The sequence below is a fragment of the Planococcus chinensis genome, from assembly GCF_020071995.1.
Taxonomy (GTDB): Bacteria; Bacillota; Bacilli; order Bacillales_A; family Planococcaceae; genus Planococcus; species Planococcus chinensis_A.
The window spans coordinates 1-21721 of the sequence record NZ_JABWTK010000014.1; the positions used below are offsets into that span (position 1 = coordinate 1).

Annotated in this window: 36 protein-coding genes and 1 rRNA gene; all 37 read right to left on the reverse strand. The window is 44.8% G+C overall.

The genetic code is table 11. From position 1 onward, the window contains the following. Window positions 1-88, reverse strand: a 16S ribosomal RNA gene (locus HU147_RS16995); the annotation flags it as partial. Between the two features lie 569 nt (window positions 89-657). Then, window positions 658-1341: a KinB-signaling pathway activation protein gene (locus HU147_RS17000; RefSeq protein ID WP_224077333.1), complete on the reverse strand. Its 684-nt coding sequence runs from the start codon at window positions 1339-1341 to the stop codon at window positions 658-660. 163 nt (window positions 1342-1504) lie between these two features. After that, entirely contained in the window at window positions 1505-2566 is a 1062-nt protein-coding gene (locus HU147_RS17005; RefSeq protein WP_224077334.1) for an Mrp/NBP35 family ATP-binding protein, read from the reverse strand. A 564-nt stretch (window positions 2567-3130) separates the two neighbouring features. After that, window positions 3131-3523, reverse strand: coding sequence for a 30S ribosomal protein S9 (rpsI, locus tag HU147_RS17010; protein ID WP_036803984.1), 393 nt, complete (start codon window positions 3521-3523; stop codon window positions 3131-3133). A gap of 29 nt (window positions 3524-3552) precedes the next feature. Further along, window positions 3553-3990 (reverse strand): 50S ribosomal protein L13, encoded by a 438-nt coding sequence (gene rplM, locus HU147_RS17015; RefSeq protein ID WP_224077335.1) that lies wholly within the window; start codon window positions 3988-3990, stop codon window positions 3553-3555. Between the two features lie 206 nt (window positions 3991-4196). Then, window positions 4197-4940 carry a tRNA pseudouridine(38-40) synthase TruA gene (gene truA / locus HU147_RS17020; RefSeq protein ID WP_224077336.1) on the reverse strand — a complete coding sequence of 248 codons (744 nt, stop codon included), beginning with the start codon at window positions 4938-4940 and terminating at the stop codon, window positions 4197-4199. A 10-nt stretch (window positions 4941-4950) separates the two neighbouring features. Further along, window positions 4951-5748 (reverse strand): energy-coupling factor transporter transmembrane component T family protein, encoded by a 798-nt coding sequence (locus tag HU147_RS17025; protein WP_224077337.1) that lies wholly within the window; start codon window positions 5746-5748, stop codon window positions 4951-4953. Further along, on the reverse strand, window positions 5745-6617 hold the full coding sequence (locus HU147_RS17030) for an energy-coupling factor ABC transporter ATP-binding protein (protein ID WP_224077338.1): 873 nt from the start codon (window positions 6615-6617) through the stop codon (window positions 5745-5747). Before HU147_RS17030 ends, HU147_RS17025 begins: the two co-directional genes overlap by 4 nt. Next, the gene (locus HU147_RS17035) at window positions 6593-7441 is read right to left on the reverse strand and encodes an energy-coupling factor ABC transporter ATP-binding protein (protein WP_224077339.1); all 849 of its coding nucleotides are present in this window, start codon (window positions 7439-7441) and stop codon (window positions 6593-6595) included. The genes HU147_RS17030 and HU147_RS17035 overlap by 25 nt, the downstream gene beginning before the upstream one ends. A gap of 332 nt (window positions 7442-7773) precedes the next feature. Continuing rightward, window positions 7774-8148: a 50S ribosomal protein L17 gene (gene rplQ, locus HU147_RS17040; protein ID WP_036803955.1), complete on the reverse strand. Its 375-nt coding sequence runs from the start codon at window positions 8146-8148 to the stop codon at window positions 7774-7776. Between the two features lie 47 nt (window positions 8149-8195). Continuing rightward, complete coding sequence (locus HU147_RS17045) at window positions 8196-9140, reverse strand: DNA-directed RNA polymerase subunit alpha (RefSeq protein WP_036803951.1); 945 nt, start codon at window positions 9138-9140, stop codon at window positions 8196-8198. A 131-nt stretch (window positions 9141-9271) separates the two neighbouring features. Further along, window positions 9272-9661, reverse strand: coding sequence for a 30S ribosomal protein S11 (gene rpsK, locus HU147_RS17050; RefSeq protein WP_006828953.1), 390 nt, complete (start codon window positions 9659-9661; stop codon window positions 9272-9274). A gap of 25 nt (window positions 9662-9686) precedes the next feature. Then, window positions 9687-10052, reverse strand: a complete 366-nt coding sequence (gene rpsM, locus HU147_RS17055; protein ID WP_036803947.1) for a 30S ribosomal protein S13 — start codon at window positions 10050-10052, stop codon at window positions 9687-9689. Between the two features lie 23 nt (window positions 10053-10075). Beyond that, window positions 10076-10189: a 50S ribosomal protein L36 gene (rpmJ, locus tag HU147_RS17060; protein ID WP_006828951.1), complete on the reverse strand. Its 114-nt coding sequence runs from the start codon at window positions 10187-10189 to the stop codon at window positions 10076-10078. Between the two features lie 37 nt (window positions 10190-10226). Next, window positions 10227-10445 carry a translation initiation factor IF-1 gene (gene infA, locus HU147_RS17065; RefSeq protein ID WP_006828950.1) on the reverse strand — a complete coding sequence of 73 codons (219 nt, stop codon included), beginning with the start codon at window positions 10443-10445 and terminating at the stop codon, window positions 10227-10229. Between the two features lie 399 nt (window positions 10446-10844). Next, window positions 10845-11498: an adenylate kinase gene (locus HU147_RS17070; protein ID WP_224077340.1), complete on the reverse strand. Its 654-nt coding sequence runs from the start codon at window positions 11496-11498 to the stop codon at window positions 10845-10847. Window positions 11499-11557: 59 nt separating this feature from the next. After that, window positions 11558-12853 (reverse strand): preprotein translocase subunit SecY, encoded by a 1296-nt coding sequence (gene secY, locus HU147_RS17075; protein WP_224077341.1) that lies wholly within the window; start codon window positions 12851-12853, stop codon window positions 11558-11560. Beyond that, a complete protein-coding gene (gene rplO / locus HU147_RS17080) occupies window positions 12853-13293 on the reverse strand; it encodes a 50S ribosomal protein L15 (protein WP_036803939.1) in 441 nt (146 codons plus the stop codon). The genes secY and rplO overlap by 1 nt, the downstream gene beginning before the upstream one ends. Before the next feature lie 33 nt (window positions 13294-13326). Then, window positions 13327-13509, reverse strand: a complete 183-nt coding sequence (gene rpmD / locus HU147_RS17085) for a 50S ribosomal protein L30 (RefSeq protein WP_036803937.1) — start codon at window positions 13507-13509, stop codon at window positions 13327-13329. A 14-nt stretch (window positions 13510-13523) separates the two neighbouring features. After that, a complete protein-coding gene (gene rpsE / locus HU147_RS17090) occupies window positions 13524-14024 on the reverse strand; it encodes a 30S ribosomal protein S5 (RefSeq protein ID WP_036803933.1) in 501 nt (166 codons plus the stop codon). 20 nt (window positions 14025-14044) lie between these two features. Next, window positions 14045-14404 carry a 50S ribosomal protein L18 gene (rplR, locus tag HU147_RS17095; protein WP_224077342.1) on the reverse strand — a complete coding sequence of 120 codons (360 nt, stop codon included), beginning with the start codon at window positions 14402-14404 and terminating at the stop codon, window positions 14045-14047. Window positions 14405-14437: 33 nt separating this feature from the next. Continuing rightward, window positions 14438-14977, reverse strand: a complete 540-nt coding sequence (rplF, locus tag HU147_RS17100) for a 50S ribosomal protein L6 (RefSeq protein WP_224077343.1) — start codon at window positions 14975-14977, stop codon at window positions 14438-14440. A gap of 30 nt (window positions 14978-15007) precedes the next feature. Then, complete coding sequence (gene rpsH / locus HU147_RS17105; RefSeq protein WP_006828942.1) at window positions 15008-15406, reverse strand: 30S ribosomal protein S8; 399 nt, start codon at window positions 15404-15406, stop codon at window positions 15008-15010. 29 nt (window positions 15407-15435) lie between these two features. Beyond that, window positions 15436-15621 carry a 30S ribosomal protein S14 gene (gene rpsN / locus HU147_RS17110; RefSeq protein ID WP_006828941.1) on the reverse strand — a complete coding sequence of 62 codons (186 nt, stop codon included), beginning with the start codon at window positions 15619-15621 and terminating at the stop codon, window positions 15436-15438. Window positions 15622-15640: 19 nt separating this feature from the next. Then, window positions 15641-16180, reverse strand: a complete 540-nt coding sequence (rplE, locus tag HU147_RS17115) for a 50S ribosomal protein L5 (protein WP_036803924.1) — start codon at window positions 16178-16180, stop codon at window positions 15641-15643. Between the two features lie 27 nt (window positions 16181-16207). Beyond that, entirely contained in the window at window positions 16208-16519 is a 312-nt protein-coding gene (rplX, locus tag HU147_RS17120) for a 50S ribosomal protein L24 (RefSeq protein ID WP_036803921.1), read from the reverse strand. Window positions 16520-16554: 35 nt separating this feature from the next. Continuing rightward, window positions 16555-16923, reverse strand: a complete 369-nt coding sequence (rplN, locus tag HU147_RS17125) for a 50S ribosomal protein L14 (protein ID WP_036803916.1) — start codon at window positions 16921-16923, stop codon at window positions 16555-16557. 47 nt (window positions 16924-16970) lie between these two features. Further along, window positions 16971-17234 carry a 30S ribosomal protein S17 gene (rpsQ, locus tag HU147_RS17130; RefSeq protein ID WP_036803914.1) on the reverse strand — a complete coding sequence of 88 codons (264 nt, stop codon included), beginning with the start codon at window positions 17232-17234 and terminating at the stop codon, window positions 16971-16973. A gap of 24 nt (window positions 17235-17258) precedes the next feature. Next, a complete protein-coding gene (rpmC, locus tag HU147_RS17135) occupies window positions 17259-17459 on the reverse strand; it encodes a 50S ribosomal protein L29 (RefSeq protein ID WP_036803912.1) in 201 nt (66 codons plus the stop codon). Continuing rightward, window positions 17449-17883, reverse strand: coding sequence for a 50S ribosomal protein L16 (gene rplP, locus HU147_RS17140; protein WP_036803910.1), 435 nt, complete (start codon window positions 17881-17883; stop codon window positions 17449-17451). The genes rpmC and rplP overlap by 11 nt, the downstream gene beginning before the upstream one ends. Window position 17884: 1 nt before the next feature. Continuing rightward, complete coding sequence (gene rpsC / locus HU147_RS17145; RefSeq protein WP_036803908.1) at window positions 17885-18541, reverse strand: 30S ribosomal protein S3; 657 nt, start codon at window positions 18539-18541, stop codon at window positions 17885-17887. Between the two features lie 3 nt (window positions 18542-18544). Beyond that, entirely contained in the window at window positions 18545-18886 is a 342-nt protein-coding gene (rplV, locus tag HU147_RS17150) for a 50S ribosomal protein L22 (protein ID WP_036803906.1), read from the reverse strand. Window positions 18887-18905: 19 nt separating this feature from the next. Further along, complete coding sequence (gene rpsS, locus HU147_RS17155; RefSeq protein ID WP_071152059.1) at window positions 18906-19184, reverse strand: 30S ribosomal protein S19; 279 nt, start codon at window positions 19182-19184, stop codon at window positions 18906-18908. A 60-nt stretch (window positions 19185-19244) separates the two neighbouring features. After that, window positions 19245-20075 (reverse strand): 50S ribosomal protein L2, encoded by an 831-nt coding sequence (rplB, locus tag HU147_RS17160; protein WP_036803904.1) that lies wholly within the window; start codon window positions 20073-20075, stop codon window positions 19245-19247. 45 nt (window positions 20076-20120) lie between these two features. Then, complete coding sequence (gene rplW / locus HU147_RS17165) at window positions 20121-20405, reverse strand: 50S ribosomal protein L23 (RefSeq protein WP_036803901.1); 285 nt, start codon at window positions 20403-20405, stop codon at window positions 20121-20123. After that, window positions 20405-21028 (reverse strand): 50S ribosomal protein L4, encoded by a 624-nt coding sequence (gene rplD, locus HU147_RS17170; RefSeq protein ID WP_036803899.1) that lies wholly within the window; start codon window positions 21026-21028, stop codon window positions 20405-20407. Before rplD ends, rplW begins: the two co-directional genes overlap by 1 nt. Window positions 21029-21057: 29 nt before the next feature. Continuing rightward, window positions 21058-21687 (reverse strand): 50S ribosomal protein L3, encoded by a 630-nt coding sequence (rplC, locus tag HU147_RS17175; protein WP_036803897.1) that lies wholly within the window; start codon window positions 21685-21687, stop codon window positions 21058-21060. Between the last annotated feature and the right edge of the window lie 34 nt (window positions 21688-21721).

Sequence of the window (21721 nt, forward strand, 5' to 3'; positions counted from 1 at the left end):
AGAGCAAGCTCTTCAACTTCCGCTCGACTTGCATGTATTAGGCACGCCGCCAGCGTTCGTCCTGAGCCAGGATCAAACTCTCCATTATAGAGAACCGATTGCTCAAATTCTGCTGGCGTCTCGCCGTTCCGAAGAACGCGCGAGTCGCTTGATCTGGCATTGCCTGATCAGTAAGTTAAGCCACGAACACCGTGTTGCTCACGACCCCTTGCTCCGATTGCCTAAGGCAACCTTCGCAAAAGCCGTTCTCGCGCCAAGGCGCTCGTGACGTCTTTCGTTGACGTTTTGCTGTTCAGTTTTCAAGGTTCATATTGTGTCGCCGTTATCGTTTATGTTGTTCGTTGTTGCTTGGCGACTTTTATTATATTAAAGCATGTTTATATTCCTGTCAACACATTTGGAAAAGTTTTTTCTAAAGTTCTTTTTTCTTTTTTGCTTTCTTTATCGCAACGCTTCTAAAAGCTTGCTGTTATGCGTTTTCGCCGGCAGCTCACCCTTCGTATTTTTTCATTTCATTCCCCTATTTTAACTCTAAATTGTTTTTCTGAAATTTTAATCATTGGTGTATTTATTCAAGTTCTTTCATTCTCTATCTACTAAAAAATCACCTTAGCTTCCTTCTATTAAGAAAGAACCCAAGGTGATTTTAAATGAATATTATTTTTTAGGACTTGCTTGCGCAGCAGCTTTGCGTGCCGCGCGCCGCTCTTCCAGCTTCTGGCGGTCAACATCAGACTGCTCATTATATTTTGGCAACACCAATAGCTGATAAGCATTCACAGCCAAAAACGGGAACAGCAACAAGGTAACCCAGCTATCGATGTTTCCTGCGTCTACCATCAAGGCCGGCAGCCATTCTACGGTCGTAATAACAATCATGAAGAACAAAGCGGAAATGAACGTTTCTTTGTTTGTCCACTTCGCTTTAAAGTACGCGGTGGTAAATGCTGTAACCAGCAGAACCGCCAACAGGATGCCATACAGCCAAACCTGCCCGGATGTTTCAGCATTCGGACCGAATCGGAACACAATCAAATCCAATATTACCACCACAATAATCAGCACTTGGACCCAATTCCAGAGGCGCAAAGTGCGGAAAATATTCATACCGATCTGATGTACCGTCAAATAAGCAAAGAAGCATAACTGGCTAATAATGCTCATCGTCAATCCGATAATGACCAGCCAAACAAATGCTGCAAGGACTTCTCCCCATTCGCCGTTTGCTACAGGTTTTGAAAATATATCATTCCAGCGGATGAAGATGCCGAGAATACCGGTTACTGCTCCACCGATTAAAAGCGCTTTAAAGAAAAACTTAACCCAATTTCGTATAGTCACGTAAATGCCTCCATTGTTTGAAATCCTCTTAAGATTGTATCAACCCCCAACAAAAAAATCCATCGGCCGCACAGGTTTGATGTGAACAATGCTTGACAGTCGTGACAATTTGTCAAAAATAAAAAATCCCGAAAGCCAAAATCGGCTTTCAGGATCGCTTTTTTTATTTTTTGGCAAACTGAACCAAAATCTGTTCAGCAATTTCGCCGTAAATTTTACCAGTTGGGTGATCTTCCAAATATACCGACGGCGCAAAGTCTGCTTCGTTCCAATCCGGCTGGCCTAAAGGAATCTGCCCCAGCAATGGCACTTGCAATTCTTCAGCAAGTTTCGGACCTCCGCCTTGGCCGAATAAGTATTCTTTCTTGCCTGTTTCCTTGCTTTCAAACCAAGACATGTTTTCAATAACCCCAAGAACTTCATGATCGGTTTGGATAGCCATCGCACCAGCGCGAGCTGCTACGAACGCAGCAGTCGGATGCGGAGTCGTCACAACAATTTCTTTTGAAGCCGGCAGCATCTGGTGGATGTCCAAGGCAACGTCGCCTGTTCCTGGCGGCAAGTCAAGCAACAGGTAGTCCAGGTCTCCCCATTCAACATCGCGGAAGAATTGATCCAGCACTTTCCCAAGCATCGGGCCGCGCCATACAACCGGCATATTGTCTTCTACAAAGAAGCCCATTGAAATTACTTTTACGCCAAAGCGTTCCACCGGAATAATGGTATTTCCGCGAACTACGGGCACTTTATCGATTCCCATCATATCCGGAACACTAAAGCCGTAAATATCCGCATCAATTAAACCGACTTTTTTGCCAAGGCGTGCAAGAGCAACAGCCAGGTTGACAGAAACCGTTGATTTGCCGACGCCGCCTTTTCCGCTCGCAATCGAAATGAATTCAACTTTGTTTAATGGAGAAAGTAAATCCTGTGCTTCCGATTCACTTGCCGTCCCGCGGAACTGCGCCAAAGTCTCCGGCGCCAACTCTTCAAACCGGATACCGACAGATCCGGCTCCCGCTCCTTTTAAAATTTCTACCACTTTCATTTGCATTTGCATCTGTTCAGGCGTATTCGTTTTGGCAATCGCCAGTTTAACGCTTACGTGGTTTTTTTCTTCTTTTATTTTCACAGACGTGATGCCGTTTGTTTCCGTCAGCGATCTATGTAAAAACGGATCTTGTAACTCTCCGAGTAACTCGCGAACTTGTACTTCAGTTAACATATCCTACACTCCCTATCACTTTTGCTCACCGTAAATTATATCATAGACCCTTTCATTTTAAATGTATTCTGTCTTCTAAAAGAAAAGCGGAAGCGCCTGGTTAATCCCGACAAGCGCTGGAGGGTTCGTAGTGAATGGCGTTCTTTGCCATTCGCAGCGAAACTGAAGCGTCTCGAGGGATTAGGCGCCGCAGCTGGACAACAAGAAAAGCGGAAGCGCCTGGTCAGCTCCGACAGGCTTAAGGCAGAACACGCAGGAAATCCTGATTTCCGTAGTGGGCTGACTTAAGACCCCGAGGAGCTAGGCGCTGCAGCTGGACAACAAGAAAAGCGGAAGCGCCTGTTCAGCTCCGACAGGCAAGTTATGGTCAAATGAAATTTGCGCCATAACTTTGCGACGAAGCACGCAGTGCTGAAGGAGCATGACTTTAAGCGAGATAGCTTTTACCCCGAGGAGCTAGGCGCTGCAGCTAGACAAGAAAAGCGGAAGTATCGCTGCTTGCAAAACTTCCCGGACAAAAACAAAACCCCTCTTCTCCGGAGAGAAAAAGGGGTTTCTGTAATATTAACGTTTTGAGAACTGTGGTGCACGACGAGCTGAACGCAAACCTGGTTTCTTACGTTCTTTCATACGTGGGTCACGAGTTAGCAATCCAGCAGATTTCAAAGCTGGACGGAAAGCAGGGTCTACAGTAAGTAGAGCGCGTGCGATTCCGTGGCGTACTGCTCCAGCTTGACCTGTGAAGCCTCCGCCTCTTACGTTTACAAGCACATCATAGCTTCCTAGAGTTTCAGTAGCTACTAGTGGTTGTTTGATGATTTGTTCAAGTGTTTCGTATGGAACGTAATCCGATACGTCACGGTTGTTGATTGTAATTGTGCCGTCTCCTGGTACTAAACGTACGCGAGCTGTAGAGTTTTTACGGCGACCTGTACCAATATATTGAACTTGTGCCAAGGGTGTATCCTCCTCTTATTTACTAATGTTTATCCGCGAAGTGTGTAAGCTTCTGGTTGTTGTGCTTGGTGGTTATGCTCTGGTCCAGCATAAACGTGTAATTTTTTGAACTGCTGACGGCCCAAAGTGTTTTTAGGAAGCATTCCTTTGATAGCCAATTCAAGCATTTTAGTTGGGTAGTTTGTGCGCATTTCAAGAGCAGTACGCTGTTTCAAACCACCTGAGTATTGCGTGTGGCGGTAGTAGATTTTGTCCGTAAGTTTTTTGCCTGTAAGGTGAATCTTTTCAGCGTTGATGATGATTACGTGATCACCTGTGTCAACGTGTGGTGTGAATGTTGGTTTGTATTTACCGCGTAGGATTGAAGCGACTTCAGAAGCTAAACGTCCAAGAGTTTGCCCTTCTGCATCGACAACCAACCATTTACGCTCGACTTCGTGACCTTTAGCCATGAATGTTGTACGCATGTATATTGTCCTCCTAAAATATCATCTCTTTTTATAATCATGTTCCGTTGTTACATGTTCGTTCCGTTGTTCCGTTTTTTCGTTATCCCATAACACAAATAACCTTCCGGGGCATATCGTGGGGGTAATGAAAATACCATACATCATCATATAACGGATAGACTCGAAAGTCAAGGGTTTTTCCAAAAACACCTGGAAAAGTTGCTTCAGCTTTCGTACTCCACTTTTTCCAAGTACAAACCGTGGGCTGCCGCGGTTTTTCCCGCTTTGCTCCGGTCAGCCGCTGCAACGATTCCAGCAAGGTCGGAAGCAGCTCTTCGGCCGGTGCCCACTTCCATCAAGGTGCCTGCAATGATGCGCACCATATTGTACAGAAAACCGGATCCTTCAATCACCATATGCAATTCTTCCCCGTGTTCTTCCAGCTCCAGGCGCCGGACAGTGCGGACTTTATCCACCACTCCGGTATTCGCCGCACAAAAACTTGAAAAATCATGGGTGCCGAGAATTGCTTCTGCGGCTATCCTCATTTGTTCCACATCCGGGCGCTGTTTGACATGTACCATGTAATTGCGTGTAAACGGGCTGATGATTTTGCTGCGGTCCCATTTATAGCGGTAAGTTTTTCCGCTCGTATGGTAACGCGCATGGAAAGAAAGATCCACTTCCTCAATCGCATGTACCCGGATGTCTTCCGGCAGCAGCACATTCAGCGCTTTTAGCCAGCCGCTCAAAGGAATATTGAATGGGCTGTCGAAATGGATGACTTGGCCTGTGGCGTGCACTTTGGCATCCGTGCGTCCGCTTGCCACGACCTGGACCACTTCTCCCTTGTGAATCGTTTTTAAAATAGCCATCAATTCTTGCTGGACGGTACGCGAATCCGGCTGGACCTGATAGCCCGCAAACCCCGAACCGTCGTAAGCAATAGTTGCTTTGTATCGTTTCATAGTTCTCTCCTTACGTCCGGAAATACCAGAGCACTGCTGTAAATCCAACTAACATCAACAAGCTCAGCGTATCTCTCATCCGCCAATCCAGCTGGCGGTAGCGTGTTCTGCCTTCCCCTCCACGGTAACCGCGCACTTCCATAGCGGTTGCCAAGTCCTCGGCCCGTTTAAAGGCACTGACAAACAAAGGAATCAGGAGCGGCACGACGGCTTTGATCCGCTTCTTCAACGGACCCGATCCGATATCCGAGCCTCTTGCCATCTGTGCTTTCAGAATCTTGCCCGTCTCGTCCATCAAAGTCGGAATGAAGCGCAGTGAGATTGACATCATCAGCGCCAATTCATGCACCGGCAATTTGATGCGTTTAAAAGGCCCCAGAAGCACTTCAATGCCATCCGTAATCGAAATCGGTGAAGTCGTCAGTGTTAATATGCTCGTGATAAACACCAGCACCAGGAAGCGGATTGAGATGAAAATCCCTTGCCGAAGCCCCTCTTCGTAAACCTCAACAAAACCGAAGCTAAAAAGAAGGTCGCCTCCCTTCGTAAAGAAGATATGCAGCAAAAAGGTAAAAATCAATAGAATAAAGACCGGCTTCAAGCCATTCACTAAGAAATAAAGGCGAATCTTTGATAAAAACACCACAAAGAAGGTAAATGCCAGCAGGAGCAAATAGGTCAGCGTATTATTGGCTACAAAAACAATGGCAATAAACAAAAAGACAAATAGAATTTTTGCCCGAGGATCCATTCGATGGACAAACGAATCTCCTGGAATAAAACGGCCAAATATCATTTTCTCCATCATTCAGCTTCACGCCCTTCCAAAAGAGCAAGGGCCAGGTTTTTAGCCAAGGCTTCTTCGGTCAGTGAAATGCTATCCAGTTTTATTCCCAATTTTTCTTCAAGCTTCCGTTGCAGACGGATCGTCCGCGGCGGCTCCAGGCGGTAATCGAGCAATTGCTCTTCATTTGAAAAGATATCTTTCGGCTCCCCTGTCGCCACGCATTTGCCTTGATGCATGATGGCGACTTGGTCGGCATAGCGGGCAGCGTCTTCCATGCTATGCGTCACAAGCACGGTAGTTAAGCCTTTCGAAATGTGGAGCCGATGAAACAGATCCATAATCTCACGGCGGCCTTTCGGATCCAGTCCGGCTGTTGGTTCATCCAATACCAGTACATCCGGTTCCATCGCCAGTACACCGGCAATAGCCACACGGCGCATTTGCCCGCCGGATAAATCAAACGGCGATTTTTCTAATACGTCTGCCGGCAATCCCAGCTGTTCCACTAGTTCGTGTGCTCGCCGGCTTGCTTCTTCTTCAGAAACGCCATAATTCATCGGCCCGAACATGATGTCTTTCAACACCGTTTCATCAAACAGCTGCTGTTCCGGAAATTGGAAGACAATGCCGACTTGACGGCGGATGTCCCGCAAATGCTTGCCTTTCGTCTTGGCATCCACTTGCTGCTCGCCAATTACCACAGACCCTTCGGTCGGCTTTAGCAAAGCGTTCAAATGCTGCAAAACAGTCGATTTCCCGGACCCGGTATGGCCAATGATTGCCGTATACGACCCGGATGGAATATGGATATTGACGTTGTGCAGCGCCCTTTTTTCAAACGGCGTATTTACGGCGTAACTGTATCCTACTTCTTGGAGTAAAATGTCCATAATTCCTCCACCAGCTCGTCTTCTGTCATATGTTCTCCTTGAACCTGTATCCCTGCTTCTCTCAGCAAATGCGTCATGCGCATCGAAAAAGGCAGATCCAGGCCGAGCGTTGTCAGTTCATTGCCGGTCAGAAATACTTCTTCCGGTGTTCCTTCTTTGTGCTTGTGCCCCGCGTTCATCACAATGATGCGGTCAGCAAGTGATGCCTCTTCCAAGTCATGGGTAATTGAAATAACCGTCAGTCCGGTTTCTTCCCGCAATTCACGGATCGTCTCAATCACTTCCATCCGCCCTTGTGGGTCGAGCATAGAAGTGGCCTCATCCAAAATCAATAGCCGCGGCCGCAAAGCGAGAGCTCCTGCTATCGCCACCCGCTGCTTTTGACCCCCTGAAAGATGATGCGGTTCATGGTCCAGATAATCTTCCATTTTTACTTGGCGAAGAGATTCTTTCACGCGCACCACCATCTCTTCATGAGGCACTCCGTTGTTTTCCAAAGCAAAAGCTACATCGTCCTGGACGGTAGCCCCTACAAACTGGTTGTCGGGGTTTTGAAAGACCATCCCCATTTGGGAACGGATATCCCATAAACTTTCTTCTGACATCGTGAGGTTCATCGCCACCACTTCTCCAGCTTGCGGAAACAGCAAACCATTCATCAATTTGGCGATGGTCGATTTGCCCGATCCGTTATGGCCGACTAAAGCGATCCATTCCCCTTCTTCGATTGAAAAGGACAGGTCCGCTACTGCAGGCCTTGCCGACTGATCATCCGGCGTATATGTAAATGTCACATCTGTGAATGACATAATAATCGAATTCATCTCAGCTAACCTCCTCTGTACTGCCTATCTCTACTCTACTCGGTCCAGTAAGCATATGTAAAATGGTAAATAAATAAAAAAAGCGCGCACCTCATTCAGAGAAATGCGCTTATCTGTCTATGGCTCTCCGGGTGCTTAAGCCGGAGTTGAATGAGGTGCGTAGAGCTAGACAAGTCGCCGCCTTTCGGCTCGCTCATCGTAACGCTCAGCTTTTCATATTTGTCGTATAAATCATGATGCTAAAAGAAGAGGGCGCGAACCCTCTTCAAATAATTCAATAGTGCTTCGGCCTATTTCATCCGAAGGCTTAAATCCGAATCAGATGATTTAAATTAAACTAATTCGATGATAACGATTGGTGCACCGTCTCCGCGACGAGGACCCATTTTCATGATACGCGTGTAGCCGCCTTGGCGTTCTGCGTAGCGTGGAGCAACGTCATCAAACAATTTTTGCAAAGCAAAGATTGTGTTTTCGTTACCTTCTGCGTCAGTAGATGTTACTAGCTCACGGCGGATATATGCTGCAGCTTTACGGCGTGCGTGAAGATCCCCACGTTTGCCAAGCGTAATCATTTTTTCTACAGTCGAACGCACTTCTTTCGCACGAGCTTCAGTCGTTTGAATGCGCTCATGTACGATTAAGTCTGTTGTAAGGTCACGTAATAGTGCTTTACGTTGAGAACTTGTACGTTGAAGCTTTCTCATTGAAGTTTCCCTCCTTTGTTAAATAGTTCGGATCAGATTCCTGGTATTCAGTCTTCTTTACGAAGCCCTAGACCCAAATCTTCCAACTTCACTTTAACTTCTTCTAGTGATTTGCGTCCAAGGTTGCGGACTTTCATCATGTCGTCTTCCGACTTGCTTGCCAGTTCGTGTACCGTGTTGATACCCGCACGTTTTAAGCAGTTGTAAGAGCGAACCGAAAGATCAAGTTCTTCGATAGTCATCTCAAGCACTTTTTCTTTTTGGTCTTCTTCTTTTTCAACCATGATTTCAGCCGTTTGTGCCTCGTCAGTCAATCCAACGAAGATATTTAAATGCTCAGTAAAGATTTTAGCCCCAAGTGCGATTGCCTCTTTTGGACCAATGCTGCCATCTGTCCAAACATCAAGAGATAATTTATCGAAATTAGCGAGTTGACCCACTCGTGTATTTTCTACTTGGAAGTTAACACGTGAAACAGGAGTATAGATTGAATCAACCGGGATAACGCCAATCGGCAAATCGTCACGTTTGTTCTGATCTGCACGTGCATATCCACGGCCTCGGTTCGCATACATGCGCATACGTAGGTGGCCGCCTTTAGCGATCGTTGCAATATATAAATCCGGATTCAAAATTTCCACGTCACTGTCGTGCGTGATATCTGCAGCCGTAACCGTTCCATCACCTTTGACGTCAATTTCAATGACTTTTTCTTCGTCAGAGTAAATTTTCAAAGCCAGCTTCTTAATGTTCAAAATGATAGAGGCTACATCTTCTTCTACACCTTCAACAGTGGAGAATTCGTGTAATACACCGTCAATTTGAATCGAAGTAACAGCAGCGCCTGGTAAAGATGAAAGTAAGATTCGACGTAAGGAGTTACCTAAAGTTGTACCATATCCACGCTCAAGCGGTTCAACAACAAATTTTCCATATTTGGAACTGCTGTCGATCTCGACCGTTTCAATTTTTGGTTTTTCTATTTCGAGCATTCATTTTACCCTCCTTCAAAACGTCGGTGTTTTTTTCGTTTAATCAAGAATTCGATAGTCACAGACTTTCGCTACAAGTTGGTACACATTCAGTAAGTCGTGATGTTCAAAAATCCTATTCAGATTAACGATTACACGCGGCGGCGTTTCGGTGGACGGCAACCGTTATGAGGAACTGGAGTTACATCTTTGATAGCTGTAACTTCTAGTCCAGCAGCTTGAAGCGCACGGATTGCAGCCTCACGACCTGAACCAGGACCTTTAACTGTAACTTCTAGAGTTTTAAGACCGTGTTCAATTGAAGTTTTAGCAGCGGTTTCAGCAGCCATTTGAGCAGCGAAAGGTGTAGATTTACGAGAACCTCTAAATCCTAAAGCACCAGCGCTTGACCATGATACTGCGTTCCCTTGCATATCTGTAATTGTAACAATTGTGTTGTTAAATGTTGAGCGGATGTGAGCAATACCTGATTCGATATTCTTTTTCACACGACGCTTACGAGTTTGTTGTTTACGTGCCATGTTAAGAAGAAACCTCCTTTACTGATTATTTTTTCTTGTTCGCTACAGTTTTACGAGGACCTTTACGCGTACGCGCATTGTTCTTCGTATTTTGACCGCGTACAGGTAGTCCACGGCGGTGGCGGATGCCACGGAAGCTTGCAATTTCCATCAAGCGTTTGATGTTCATTGATACTTCACGGCGAAGGTCACCTTCAATTTTGTATTGATCCAATTGTTCACGGATATTGTTCAACTCGTCTTCAGTAAGATCACGAACGCGTGTATCTTCAGAAATACCAGCAGAAGCAAGTACTTTCTGAGCCGTAGTTTTACCAATACCGAAAATGTATGTTAATGAAATAACAACGCGTTTGTCGCGCGGAATGTCAACACCAGCAATACGTGCCATGTGTATGATGCACCTCCTTCATATTAGCCTTGTCTTTGTTTATGTTTCGGATTTTCACAGATTACCATTACTTTACCGTTTCTGCGAATAACTTTACATTTTTCACAGATCGGTTTTACAGATGGTCTCACTTTCATCTAACCCAACCTCCTTAGTAGTCCGGAGTGCAAAAGATTATTTAAAACGGTATGTGATACGACCGCGTGTTAAATCGTAAGGAGATAATTCTACTGTAACTTTATCCCCTGGCAGAATGCGGATGAAGTGCATGCGGATCTTGCCAGATACATGCGCAAGAATCGTATGGCCGTTCTCCAGTTCCACTTTAAACATCGCGTTAGGCAAAGTCTCAACGACTGTTCCTTCAATTTCGATTACATCGTCTTTCGCCATCGACCCAGTCTCCCTTCTGTATACAAATCAGGTTCTCATCTTCAAACAGTATTTGCTGATTGAATTGTTTTATTCATTCACCAGGAATGCATGAGTGACATTCGAAAGACAGTCTCCGAGTTCCACTGCCCGCAGATGCGGAGAGGGGGTAATCCGGTTTAGCCAGTCTGACTCATGTTTCCTCGACCGTCCGGACTGCCTTGGATGAGTTCCAAACCCGTTACACAGATGCTTCCACGAAACCCATTATACTATTTCCAGTGCACAATTGCACATCGTGAACCCTGCACCGGACTTCATATAATTAGGCATTGTTTGCTTTTGCAGCTCTCGAAAATTCATATCTCCGGTGCTCCTTAAAGCCACATGGAGGCAACTAACTGCGCCCGGCGCCGGGACTTAACCTCGGTCGCCCTTTAGAAGAGCATCAATGTCAGCAAATACTTTTTGGATATCCTGCTGTCCATTTATATTTTTCAGCACGCCTTTGTCTCCGTAGAAATCAAGAAGCGGCTGTGTTTGGTTAATGTTGACTTCTAAACGTTTCGTGACGGTTTCAGGCTTATCATCTTCACGCTGGTAGAGTTCTCCGCCATCTTTGTCACAAACTCCCTCAACTTGAGGAGGATTGAACACAGTATGGTAAGCAGTTCCACAAACTTTACAGATCCATCGGCCTGTTAAACGTGCAATTAGTTCATCTTGTTCAACTTGGATGTTTACGACATGCTCGATTCTTTTGCCGAGATCGGCAAGAAGAGATTCCAGCGCTTCAGCTTGTGGGACTGTACGCGGAAAGCCATCTAATAGAAAGCCTTCTGCACAATCCACTGCACTTAGACGCTCACGGACGATACCGATAGTCACTTCATCAGGCACTAATGCCCCTTGATCCATGAACGATTTTGCTTCCAAGCCTAGTTTCGTTCCGCCTTTGATAGCGGCCCGGAACATATCACCTGTAGAAATATGAGGGATGTCGTACTTCTCAACAATTTTGTCTGCCTGCGTACCTTTGCCGGCACCTGGCAGACCCATTAATACGATATTCATACGGTTTTGCCCCCTCAGACAAGTAGCAAGGAACGTCTTACCGTCCCCAAGACCCTTGATTATTTCATAAAGCCTTTATAATGACGTTTAACAAGTTGCGATTCCAGTTGTTTCATTGTCTCAAGTGCTACCCCTACAATAATCAAAAGGCTAGTACCGCCGATTTGAGCCGATTGGGGCAAGCCCGCAAGGTTGATGAAAAGGATCGGCATAACCGCAATGACTGCAAGGAAAATAGCGCCGACGAATGTTAAACGGTACAACACACTTGTTAAATAATCTTGCGTATTTTTACCCGGACGGATTCCTGGAATATAAGCACCTTGCTTTTTCAGGTTATCCGACATGTTTTCAGGGTTCACCTGAATGAATGCGTAGAAGTACGTGAATGCAATAATCAAAGCGACATAAATGATCATGCCGACTGGACGCGTGTAATCAAACGTATTCTGGACCGCATCCGTAAACGCGTTGGCACCAAAGAATGAAGCAATGGTTTGCGGCGTGATGATAAACGCCACTGCGAAGATTACCGGAATAACCCCAGCCGAGTTTACTTTCAAAGGTAGATGCGTTTGTTGTGCATTCGCTGTCTGGCCGCGGCCAGCAACTCGTTTTGCATACTGGATCGGAATTTTGCGCAGCGCTTGCTGAACATAAATGACCAATACAGTAACAGCAACAACTGCTAATGCCAGCAATGCCATGATAGCAAGGTTGATCGGGAGTTGATCTCCAGCTCCTTCGATCTGCTGAGCATATAATTGGTTGATAGCTCCAGGTATTGCAGCGACAATCCCAGCGAAGATGATAATCGAAATACCGTTCCCCACACCTTTTGCCGTAATCTGCTCACCAAGCCACAGTAGAAAAGCTGTACCGCCGGTCAAAACAATCGCGATGACTGCATAAGTTGCAATCGTATCGTTCTGAATTAAAGATCCGCCATAAATCTGGTTGAATCCGTAAGACATGCCGATCGCTTGAATAAAGGCTAGCACAATTGTGAAGTAGCGAGTGAATTGAGCAAGTTTCCGTCTTCCGACTTCCCCTTGTTTCGCCCACTCAGCAAATTTCGGTACAACGTCCATCTGCAATAATTGCACGATGATTGACGCTGTAATGTATGGCATGATTCCCATCGCTAAAATCGAAAAGTTAGCAAGGGCGCCTCCACCGAAAGTATTTAAGAATCCAATCAAGCCAGCTTGATCGGTAGCTTGCAGAACTGCTGCATCGACATTAGGCACCGGAATGAAAGTTCCGAGCCGGAAAATGACGAGCATCAGTAATGTAAAGAAAATTTTATTTCGAATATCAGTCACGCGCATAAAATTAGAGATTGTCTGAAACATTAAAGCACCTCGGTTTGTCCACCGGCAGCTTCAATAGCTTCTTTAGCTGATCCAGAGAATTTGTGAGCTTTGACAGTCAGTTTCTTCTCCAAGCTACCGTTGCCCAGAATCTTGATTCCAGAACGTTCGTTGCTCACAACACCTGATTCGATAAGCAATGCAGGTGTAATTTCTGTGCCTTCGTCGAAACGGTTCAATACGTCAAGGTTTACGACAGCATAGTCTTTGCGGTTGATGTTCGTAAATCCGCGTTTAGGCAAACGACGGAACAATGGGTTTTGTCCACCCTCGAATCCAGGACGAACTCCGCCGCCTGAACGTGCGTTTTGACCTTTATGACCTTTACCTGCTGTTTTACCAGTACCTGAACCGATACCGCGTCCGATACGCTTTCTAGAACTGCGTGAACCTTCTGCTGGTTTTAATTCATGAAGTTTCATTTGGTTGGCACCTCCTTCTATAGAAATCAGGGATTAAACTTCTTTGATAGTTACTAAGTGAGCGACTTTATCAAGCATTCCGCGAACGGCTGCATTGTCTTGCTGCTCAACTGTTTGATGCATTTTGCGAAGTCCAAGTGATTGAACGACTTTGCGTTGGTTCGGTTTAGCACCGATTACGCTTTTTGTGAGGGTAATTTCTAGTTTAGTAGCCATGTAATTTTCCCTCCTTATCCTAATAGCTCTTCTGTAGTTTTGCCGCGAAGTTTTGCAACTTCATCAGCACTTTTCAGTTGAGTTAAACCGTTGATAGTTGCACGTACCATGTTGATTGGTGTGTTTGAACCAAGAGATTTAGACAAGATGTCTTGTACTCCAGCAAGTTCAAGTACCGCACGGACAGGTCCGCCTGCAATTACTCCAGTACCCGGTGAAGCAGGTTTGATAAGAATTTGGCCTGCACCAAAGCGGCCGATTACTAGATGTGGAGTTGTACCTTTAACCATAGGTACTTCGATTAGGTTTTTCTTCGCATCTTCAATAGCTTTACGGATCGCATCTGGAACTTCTTGTGCTTTACCAGTACCGAAACCGACATTACCATTTTTGTCGCCTACAACAACTAATGCGGAGAAACGGAAACGACGTCCACCTTTTACAACTTTCGCTACGCGGTTAATCGTAACTACGCGTTCTTCAAGTTCAAGTTTGTTTGGATCAATACGACGCATGAAATGTGTCCCTCCTTCTTTTAAAATTGTAAACCATTTTCACGTGCAGCTTCTGCAAGTGCTTTAATACGCCCGTGATACAAATAACCACCGCGGTCAAAAACAATCGATGACAAGCCTTGTTCTACAGCACGTTTTGCGATAGTTTCGCCAACTTTAGCTGCAGCTTCGATATTGCCTTTTGAACCTTCGAAGTCTTTTTCCATTGATGATGCGCTAACTAGTGTTACACCGTTTACGTCATCGATCAATTGAGCGTAGATATATTTATTTGAACGGAATACGTTTAAACGCGGGCGTGATGCTGTACCCGTGATTTTTGAACGTACGCGAGCATGACGCTTTTTACGAGATGCGTTTTTATCGAGTTTCGTAATCACTGAGGTCACTCCTTTCAGCCTGCCTAAGCAGCATTATTTACCTGTTTTACCTTCTTTGCGGCGAACTTTTTCCCCTTCGTAACGAATCCCTTTGCCTTTATATGGCTCTGGAGGACGTACTTGGCGAATGTTAGAAGCTAGAGCTCCAACGCGTTCTTTGTCGATCCCTTTAACGACTACTCGTGTGTTCGATGGAACTTCAACAGAGATTCCTTCTTCCGGAGTGAATTCTACCGGGTGAGAGTAACCTACGTTAAGAACCAATTTCTGGCCTTGCAGCTGAGCACGGTATCCAACCCCAACCAATTCAAGCACACGCTCGAATCCTTGTGAAGTTCCTTGGATCATGTTAGCAAGCAAAGCACGAGTAGTTCCGTGAATTGTGCGGTGTTGTTTCGAGTCAGAAGGACGTGTTAGTGTTAGCACGTTTTCTTCTTGAGAAATTGTAATATCTTGGTTAAATGCGCGAGTCATCTCGCCTTTAGGTCCTTTAACAGTTACTACGTTGCCGTCAGCGACAGTTACAGTAACGTCAGCAGGTACCTCGATTGGTTTTTTACCTACACGTGACATTCTATTGCACCTCCATTCGTTTGTTTCTGATTACCAAACGTATGCTATAATTTCTCCGCCGATTTGTTTCGCGCGGGCTTCTTTATCAGTTACCAAACCTTGTGATGTCGATACCAAAGCGATTCCTAGACCGTTTAGTACACGAGGCACCTCATTAGTTTTTGCATAAACACGTAGTCCTGGTTTTGAAATACGTTTCAATCCAGTAATAACGCGTTCGTTGTTAGCTCCGTATTTCAAGAAGATACGGATCATGCCTTGTTTGTCATCTTCAACGTATTCAACGTCACGGACGAAACCTTCACGCTTCAAAATTTCAGCGATGTCTTTTTTCACATTAGAAGCTGGAAGCTCTAATTTCTCGTGACGAACCATGTTCGCATTACGAATGCGTGTCAGCATATCTGCAATCGGATCTGTCATTGTCATTACTTTTACCTCCTTCCCAAATTAGGGGATTACCAGCTGGCTTTTTTGACGCCAGGAATTTGTCCCACATATGCAAGTTCACGGAAACAAATACGGCAAAGTTTAAATTTGCGTAATACTGAATGCGGACGTCCGCATCGTTCACAGCGTGTGTACTCTTGTACTTTAAACTTTGGCGTGCGTTTTTGTTTTGCGATCATAGATTTTTTAGCCACGTTTACGCCTCCCTCACGTTTACTTTTGGAACGGCATTCCGAATTGTGTTAATAACTCACGAGCTTCTTCATCAGAGTTCGCAGTTGTTACAATTACGATGTCCATACCGCGTACTTTAGAAACTTTATCATAATCGATTTCAGGGAAGATCAATTGTTCTTTCACACCAAGTGTGTAGTTACCGCGTCCGTCGAAAGATTTTTTCGAAACGCCACGGAAGTCACGTACACGTGGAAGAGAGATAGCAATCAATTTATCCAGGAAGTCATACATACGCTCTCCGCGTAGTGTAACTTTACATCCGATAGGCATACCTTCACGAAGACGGAAGCCAGCGATAGATTTCTTAGCTTTAGTAATAACTGGTTTTTGACCAGTGATCGTTTGTAATTCTTCAACAGCCGAGTCTAGAGACTTAGTGTTTTGAACAGCTTCACCCACACCCATGTTGATAACGATTTTATCGACTTTAGGTGTTTGCATTACTGATTTATATTCAAACTTGCTCACTAGAGCAGGAGTGATTTCATTCACATATTTTTCTTTTAGGCGGTTCATGTGTGTACCTCCCTTCATTCAGGAATTTTATTTATCTAATTTTTCACCGGATTTTTTTGCAACACGAACTTTTTTACCATCTTCAACCTTGTATCCTACACGAGTCGGCTCGCCGGATTTAGGGTCAAGTAACATAACGTTAGAAACGTGAATTGCTGCTTCTTGGCTGACAATTCCACCTTGTGGGTTTGCCTGGTTCGGTTTTGTATGCTTTTTGATGATGTTGATACCTTCAACAAGCACACGGTCTTTCTTAGGTAGAGCAGCCAAAACAACACCTGTTTTGCCTTTATCTTTACCGGAGATTACCTTAACTGTATCGCCTTTTTTAACATGCATTCTGTCGCACCTCCTTGGTATGGCACATTGATTTATTAAAGAACTTCAGGAGCAAGTGAAACGATTTTCATGAAGTTGTTGTCGCGAAGTTCGCGGGCAACAGGTCCGAAAATACGTGTTCCACGTGGACCTTTATCGTCACGGATAATAACACATGCATTTTCATCAAATTTAATGTAAGTACCGTCTTTACGGCGAGCTCCGCTTTTCGTGCGAACGATGACAGCCTTAACGACTTCACCTTTCTTAACAACGCCACCTGGTGTTGCTTTTTTCACGGTACAAACGATTACGTCACCGATGTTTGCAGTCTTACGACCAGAACCACCAAGTACTTTAATCGCTAGTACTTCACGAGCACCCGAGTTGTCTGCAACTTTTAAACGACTTTCCTGTTGGATCACTTAGGTTACCTCCCTTCGGAATTTCTTAGGTTCCGAAATTATTTAAATTAGATAATAACCGCTTTTTCTACAATTTCCAATACGCGGAAACGTTTAGTAGCTGATAGCGGACGAGTTTCCATGATGCGAACGATGTCGCCCATTTTTGCTTCGTTTAGCTCGTCATGAGCCTTGAATTTCTTAGAGTATTTTACACGTTTGCCATAAAGTGCGTGCTTCTTTTGAGTTTCAACCATTACTGTAACGGTTTTGTCCATTTTGTCAGACACAACACGGCCTGTGTATACTTTGCGTTGGTTACGCTCAGTCATACTTGCAAACCTCCTCTCGAATTATCAGTTATTGCCACTGATTTCTCTTTCATGAATCACAGTTTTCATACGCGCGATCGCTTTACGTACTTCGCGGATGCGAGCAGTATTTTCTAATTGACCAGTAGCCAATTGGAAGCGAAGGTTGAAAAGCTCTTCTTTCAGTGATTTCACTTTTTGTTCGATTTCAGCAGTGGTTAAGTCACGGATTTCATTAGCTTTCATTCGATTCACCACCAATTTCTTCACGTTTTACGAACTTTGTTTTGATCGGAAGTTTGTGAGATGCAAGGCGCAATGCTTCGCGTGCCACTTCTTCAGATACTCCAGCTAGTTCGAACATTACTTTACCTGTTTTAACAACCGCTACCCAGCCTTCAGGCGAACCTTTACCGGATCCCATACGTACCTCAAGAGGCTTTTTCGTATAAGGTTTATGCGGGAAAATTTTAATCCAGACTTTACCGCCACGTTTCATGTAACGAGTCATGGAGATACGAGCTGCTTCGATTTGGCGGTTAGTGATCCAAGATGATTCCAAAGCTTGGAGACCAAATTCACCGAATGCGATTTCTTTGCCGCCTTTAGCTTCTCCGCGCATTTTTCCGCGGTGCTCACGACGATATTTAACGCGTTTAGGCATTAACATATTATTTGCCTCCTTCCTCAGATTTCTTCTTAGTTGGAAGGACTTCACCGCGGTAGATCCATACTTTTACGCCAAGTTTGCCGTAAGTAGTGTCTGCTTCAGCGTGTGCATAGTCGATATCAGCACGAAGCGTATGGAGCGGAACAGTACCTTCACTGTAGTGTTCAGCACGCGCAATGTCAGCGCCGCCTAGACGTCCAGATACTTGAGTTTTGATTCCTTTAGCGCCAGAACGCATAGTGCGCTGGATTGCTTGTTTTTGTGCACGGCGGAAAGACACGCGGTTTTCCAATTGACGTGCAACACTTTCAGCAACTAGTCTCGCATCAAGGTCAGCTCTTTTGATTTCAATAATGTTGATGTGTACACGCTTGCCAGTCATAGAGTTAAGCTGTTTGCGAAGTACTTCTACTTCAGAACCACCTTTACCAATTACCATACCTGGTTTCGCAGTGTGAATTGTTACGTTTACACGGTTTGCAGCGCGCTCAATTTCGATTTTAGAAACTGAAGCTTCTTTCAAACGTGCTTCGATGTATTCACGGATTTTAATATCTTCGTGAAGAAGTGTCGCATAGTCTTTTTCAGCGTACCATTTTGACTCCCAGTCACGAATGATTCCGATACGCATCCCGATTGGATGTATTTTTTGTCCCACGAATTATCCCTCCTTCTTCTCAGATACCACTAGTGTGATGTGGCTTGTACGTTTGTTGATTGCGCTCGCGCGTCCCATTGCACGTGGACGGAAACGTTTCAATGTTGGGCCTTCGTCAACGAATACTTCGCTAACAATCAGGTTGTCCAAGTTCATTTCGTAGTTGTGTTCAGCATTAGCAGCTGCAGATTTTAATAACTTCTCAATTACAATCGATGACGATTTTGGAGTGTGTTTTAAAATTGCAACGGCTTCGCCGATTTGCTTGCCTCGGATCAAATCTACTACTAAACGGACTTTACGAGGAGCAATACGTACTGTTCTAGCAACAGCTTTTGCTTGCATGGGGAAATCCTCCTCTCAATTAACGTCTTGTTTTCTTATCGTCTGCACCATGACTAGCGTATTTGCGTGTTGGAGCAAATTCACCTAGTTTATGGCCTACCATATCTTCAGTTACGTATACAGGGATGTGCTTACGGCCATCGTATACTGCAATTGTTTGTCCGATGAATGTCGGGAAAATTGTAGAACGGCGAGACCAAGTTTTAATCACTTGTTTTTTCTCAGAGTCCTTTTGCGCTTCAACTTTTTTCATAAGATGATCATCAGCAAAAGGTCCTTTTTTCAAGCTGCGGCCCATTTGGGATCCTCCCTTCGTGATTGCACCACGGTTCTTATGCTGAACCGTAGCGGAATCAAATTATTTTTTACGACGACGCACGATGAACTTGTCTGACTTGTTCGTTTTCTTGCGTGTTTTGTATCCAAGAGTCGGTTTGCCCCATGGAGACATTGGTGATTTACGTCCGATTGGCGAACGTCCTTCACCACCACCGTGTGGGTGATCGTTCGGGTTCATTACAGATCCGCGGACTGTTGGGCGTTTGCCTAACCAGCGGCTACGGCCTGCTTTACCAATGTTAATCAATTCGTGTTGTTCGTTGCCTACAGCACCGATTGTAGCGCGGCAAGTAGCAAGGATCATGCGAACTTCGCCTGATTGCAAACGAACAGTTACGTATTTGCCTTCTTTACCAAGAACCTGAGCTGAAGTTCCTGCAGAACGAACTAGCTGTCCGCCGCCGCCTGGCTTCAATTCAATGTTATGGATTGTAGAACCCATTGGGATGTTAGACAACGGAAGTGCGTTACCTGGTTTGATATCAGCTTCAACGCCTGACATGATTTGCGTTCCAACTTCGATTCCTTTAGGAGCCAAGATGTAACGTTTTTCTCCGTCAGCGTAGTGAATTAATGCGATGTTTGCAGAACGGTTAGGATCGTACTCGATTGTAGCAACGCGTCCTGGAATGCCATCTTTGTTACGTTTGAAATCGATGACGCGGTATTGGCGTTTATGTCCACCACCGTGATGGCGTACAGTTATTTTACCTTGGTTATTACGGCCGCCTTTGCGTCTAGTTGGTTGTAGAAGCGATTTTTCCGGCTTGTTCGTTGTGATTTCAGCGAAATCCGAAGTAGTCATGTTACGACGACCGTTAGTGGTAGGTTTGTATTTTCTAATCCCCACGTTGTTTCCCTCCTTCGTTAGTAGTTCTTTAAGAACTTATAGAAATTAAATTTCGAACAATTCGATGTCTTTAGAGTCAGCAGTCAATTTAACAATTGCTTTGCGGCGTTTGTTCGTATAGCCTGCGTGTTTGCCCATGCGCTTGAATTTGCCTTTGTAGTTCATGATGTTGACTTTCTCAACTTTCACGCCAAAGATTTCTTGAACCGCATGTTTAACTTGTGTTTTGTTAGCGCGAGTGTCCACTTCAAAAGTGTACTTCTTATCTGCCATTACTTCAGAAGAACGCTCAGTAATGACCGGACGCTTTAGAATATCACGTGCTTCCATTAACTAAGCACCTCCTCAATTTTCTCAATCGCTGCTTTAGTCATAACAACTTTGTCATGTCCAAGCAAGTCTAAAACGTTGATGCCAGTTGCTGCTACCACTGTCATACCTTGGATGTTGCGAGCAGACAATGCTACGTTTTCATCCGGGTCAGCAGTTACGAACAAAGCTTTTTTACCAATTGAAAGATCTTGCATCAATTTAGTAAATGCTTTTGTTTTTGGCGCATCAAAAGTCAATCCTTCAAGTACCATCAATTTTTCTCCAACTACTGCAGATGAAAGCGCAGAGCGTAGAGCCAAGCGACGGACTTTCTTAGGCAATTTATAGCTATAGCTACGTGGTGTCGGACCGAATACGATACCGCCTCCACGCCATTGTGGTGAACGGATCGAACCTTGACGGGCACGTCCAGTTCCTTTTTGGCGCCATGGCTTTTTACCACCACCAGCTACTTCAGAACGGTTTTTTACTTTATGGTTACCTTGGCGAAGTGAAGCGCGTTGCATCACTACTGCGTCGAATAACACGGCTTCATTTGGCTCGATACCGAATACATAGTCGTTCAATTCGATGTCGCCAACTTGAGAACCAGTTTGATTTAATAAAGCTACTTTAGGCATTCGTGTTTCCTCCTTCCTCTAAAAAAATATTATTTCGATTTGATAGCTGATTTAACGCGTAGCAATGCTTTGCGTGAACCAGGAACATTACCTTTGATTAGAAGCAAGTTACGTTCAGTATCAACCTTAACGATTTGAAGGTTTTGAATCGTAATTGTCGTTCCACCCATTTGACCAGGCAATTTCTTCTGTTTGAATACGCGGTTAGGAGCAACCGGACCCATTGAACCAGGACGACGGTGGTAACGTGAACCGTGAGCCATTGGCCCGCGTGATTGTCCGTGGCGTTTAATAACACCTTGGAAACCTTTACCTTTTGTTGTTCCTGTAACATCTACTACATCGCCTTCTGCGAATACATCTACTTTGACTTCCTGACCAATCTCGTAATCAGCTAAGTTTACATTGCGAAGTTCGCGAATGAAGCGCTTAGGAGCAGTGTTCGCTTTTGCTACGTGTCCTTTAGCAGGTTTGTTAGAAAGCTTTTCGCGCTTGTCTTCAAAACCTAACTGGATTGCTTCGTAGCCGTCAACCTCAACTGTTTTCTTTTGAAGCACTACGTTTGGAGCAGCTTCAACTACAGTTACAGGGATTAAATCACCGTTCTCAGCAAAAACTTGCGTCATACCGATTTTTCTACCTAAGATTCCTTTGGTCATGTTGTCACACCTCCTGTGATTATTTGTGTTTTTC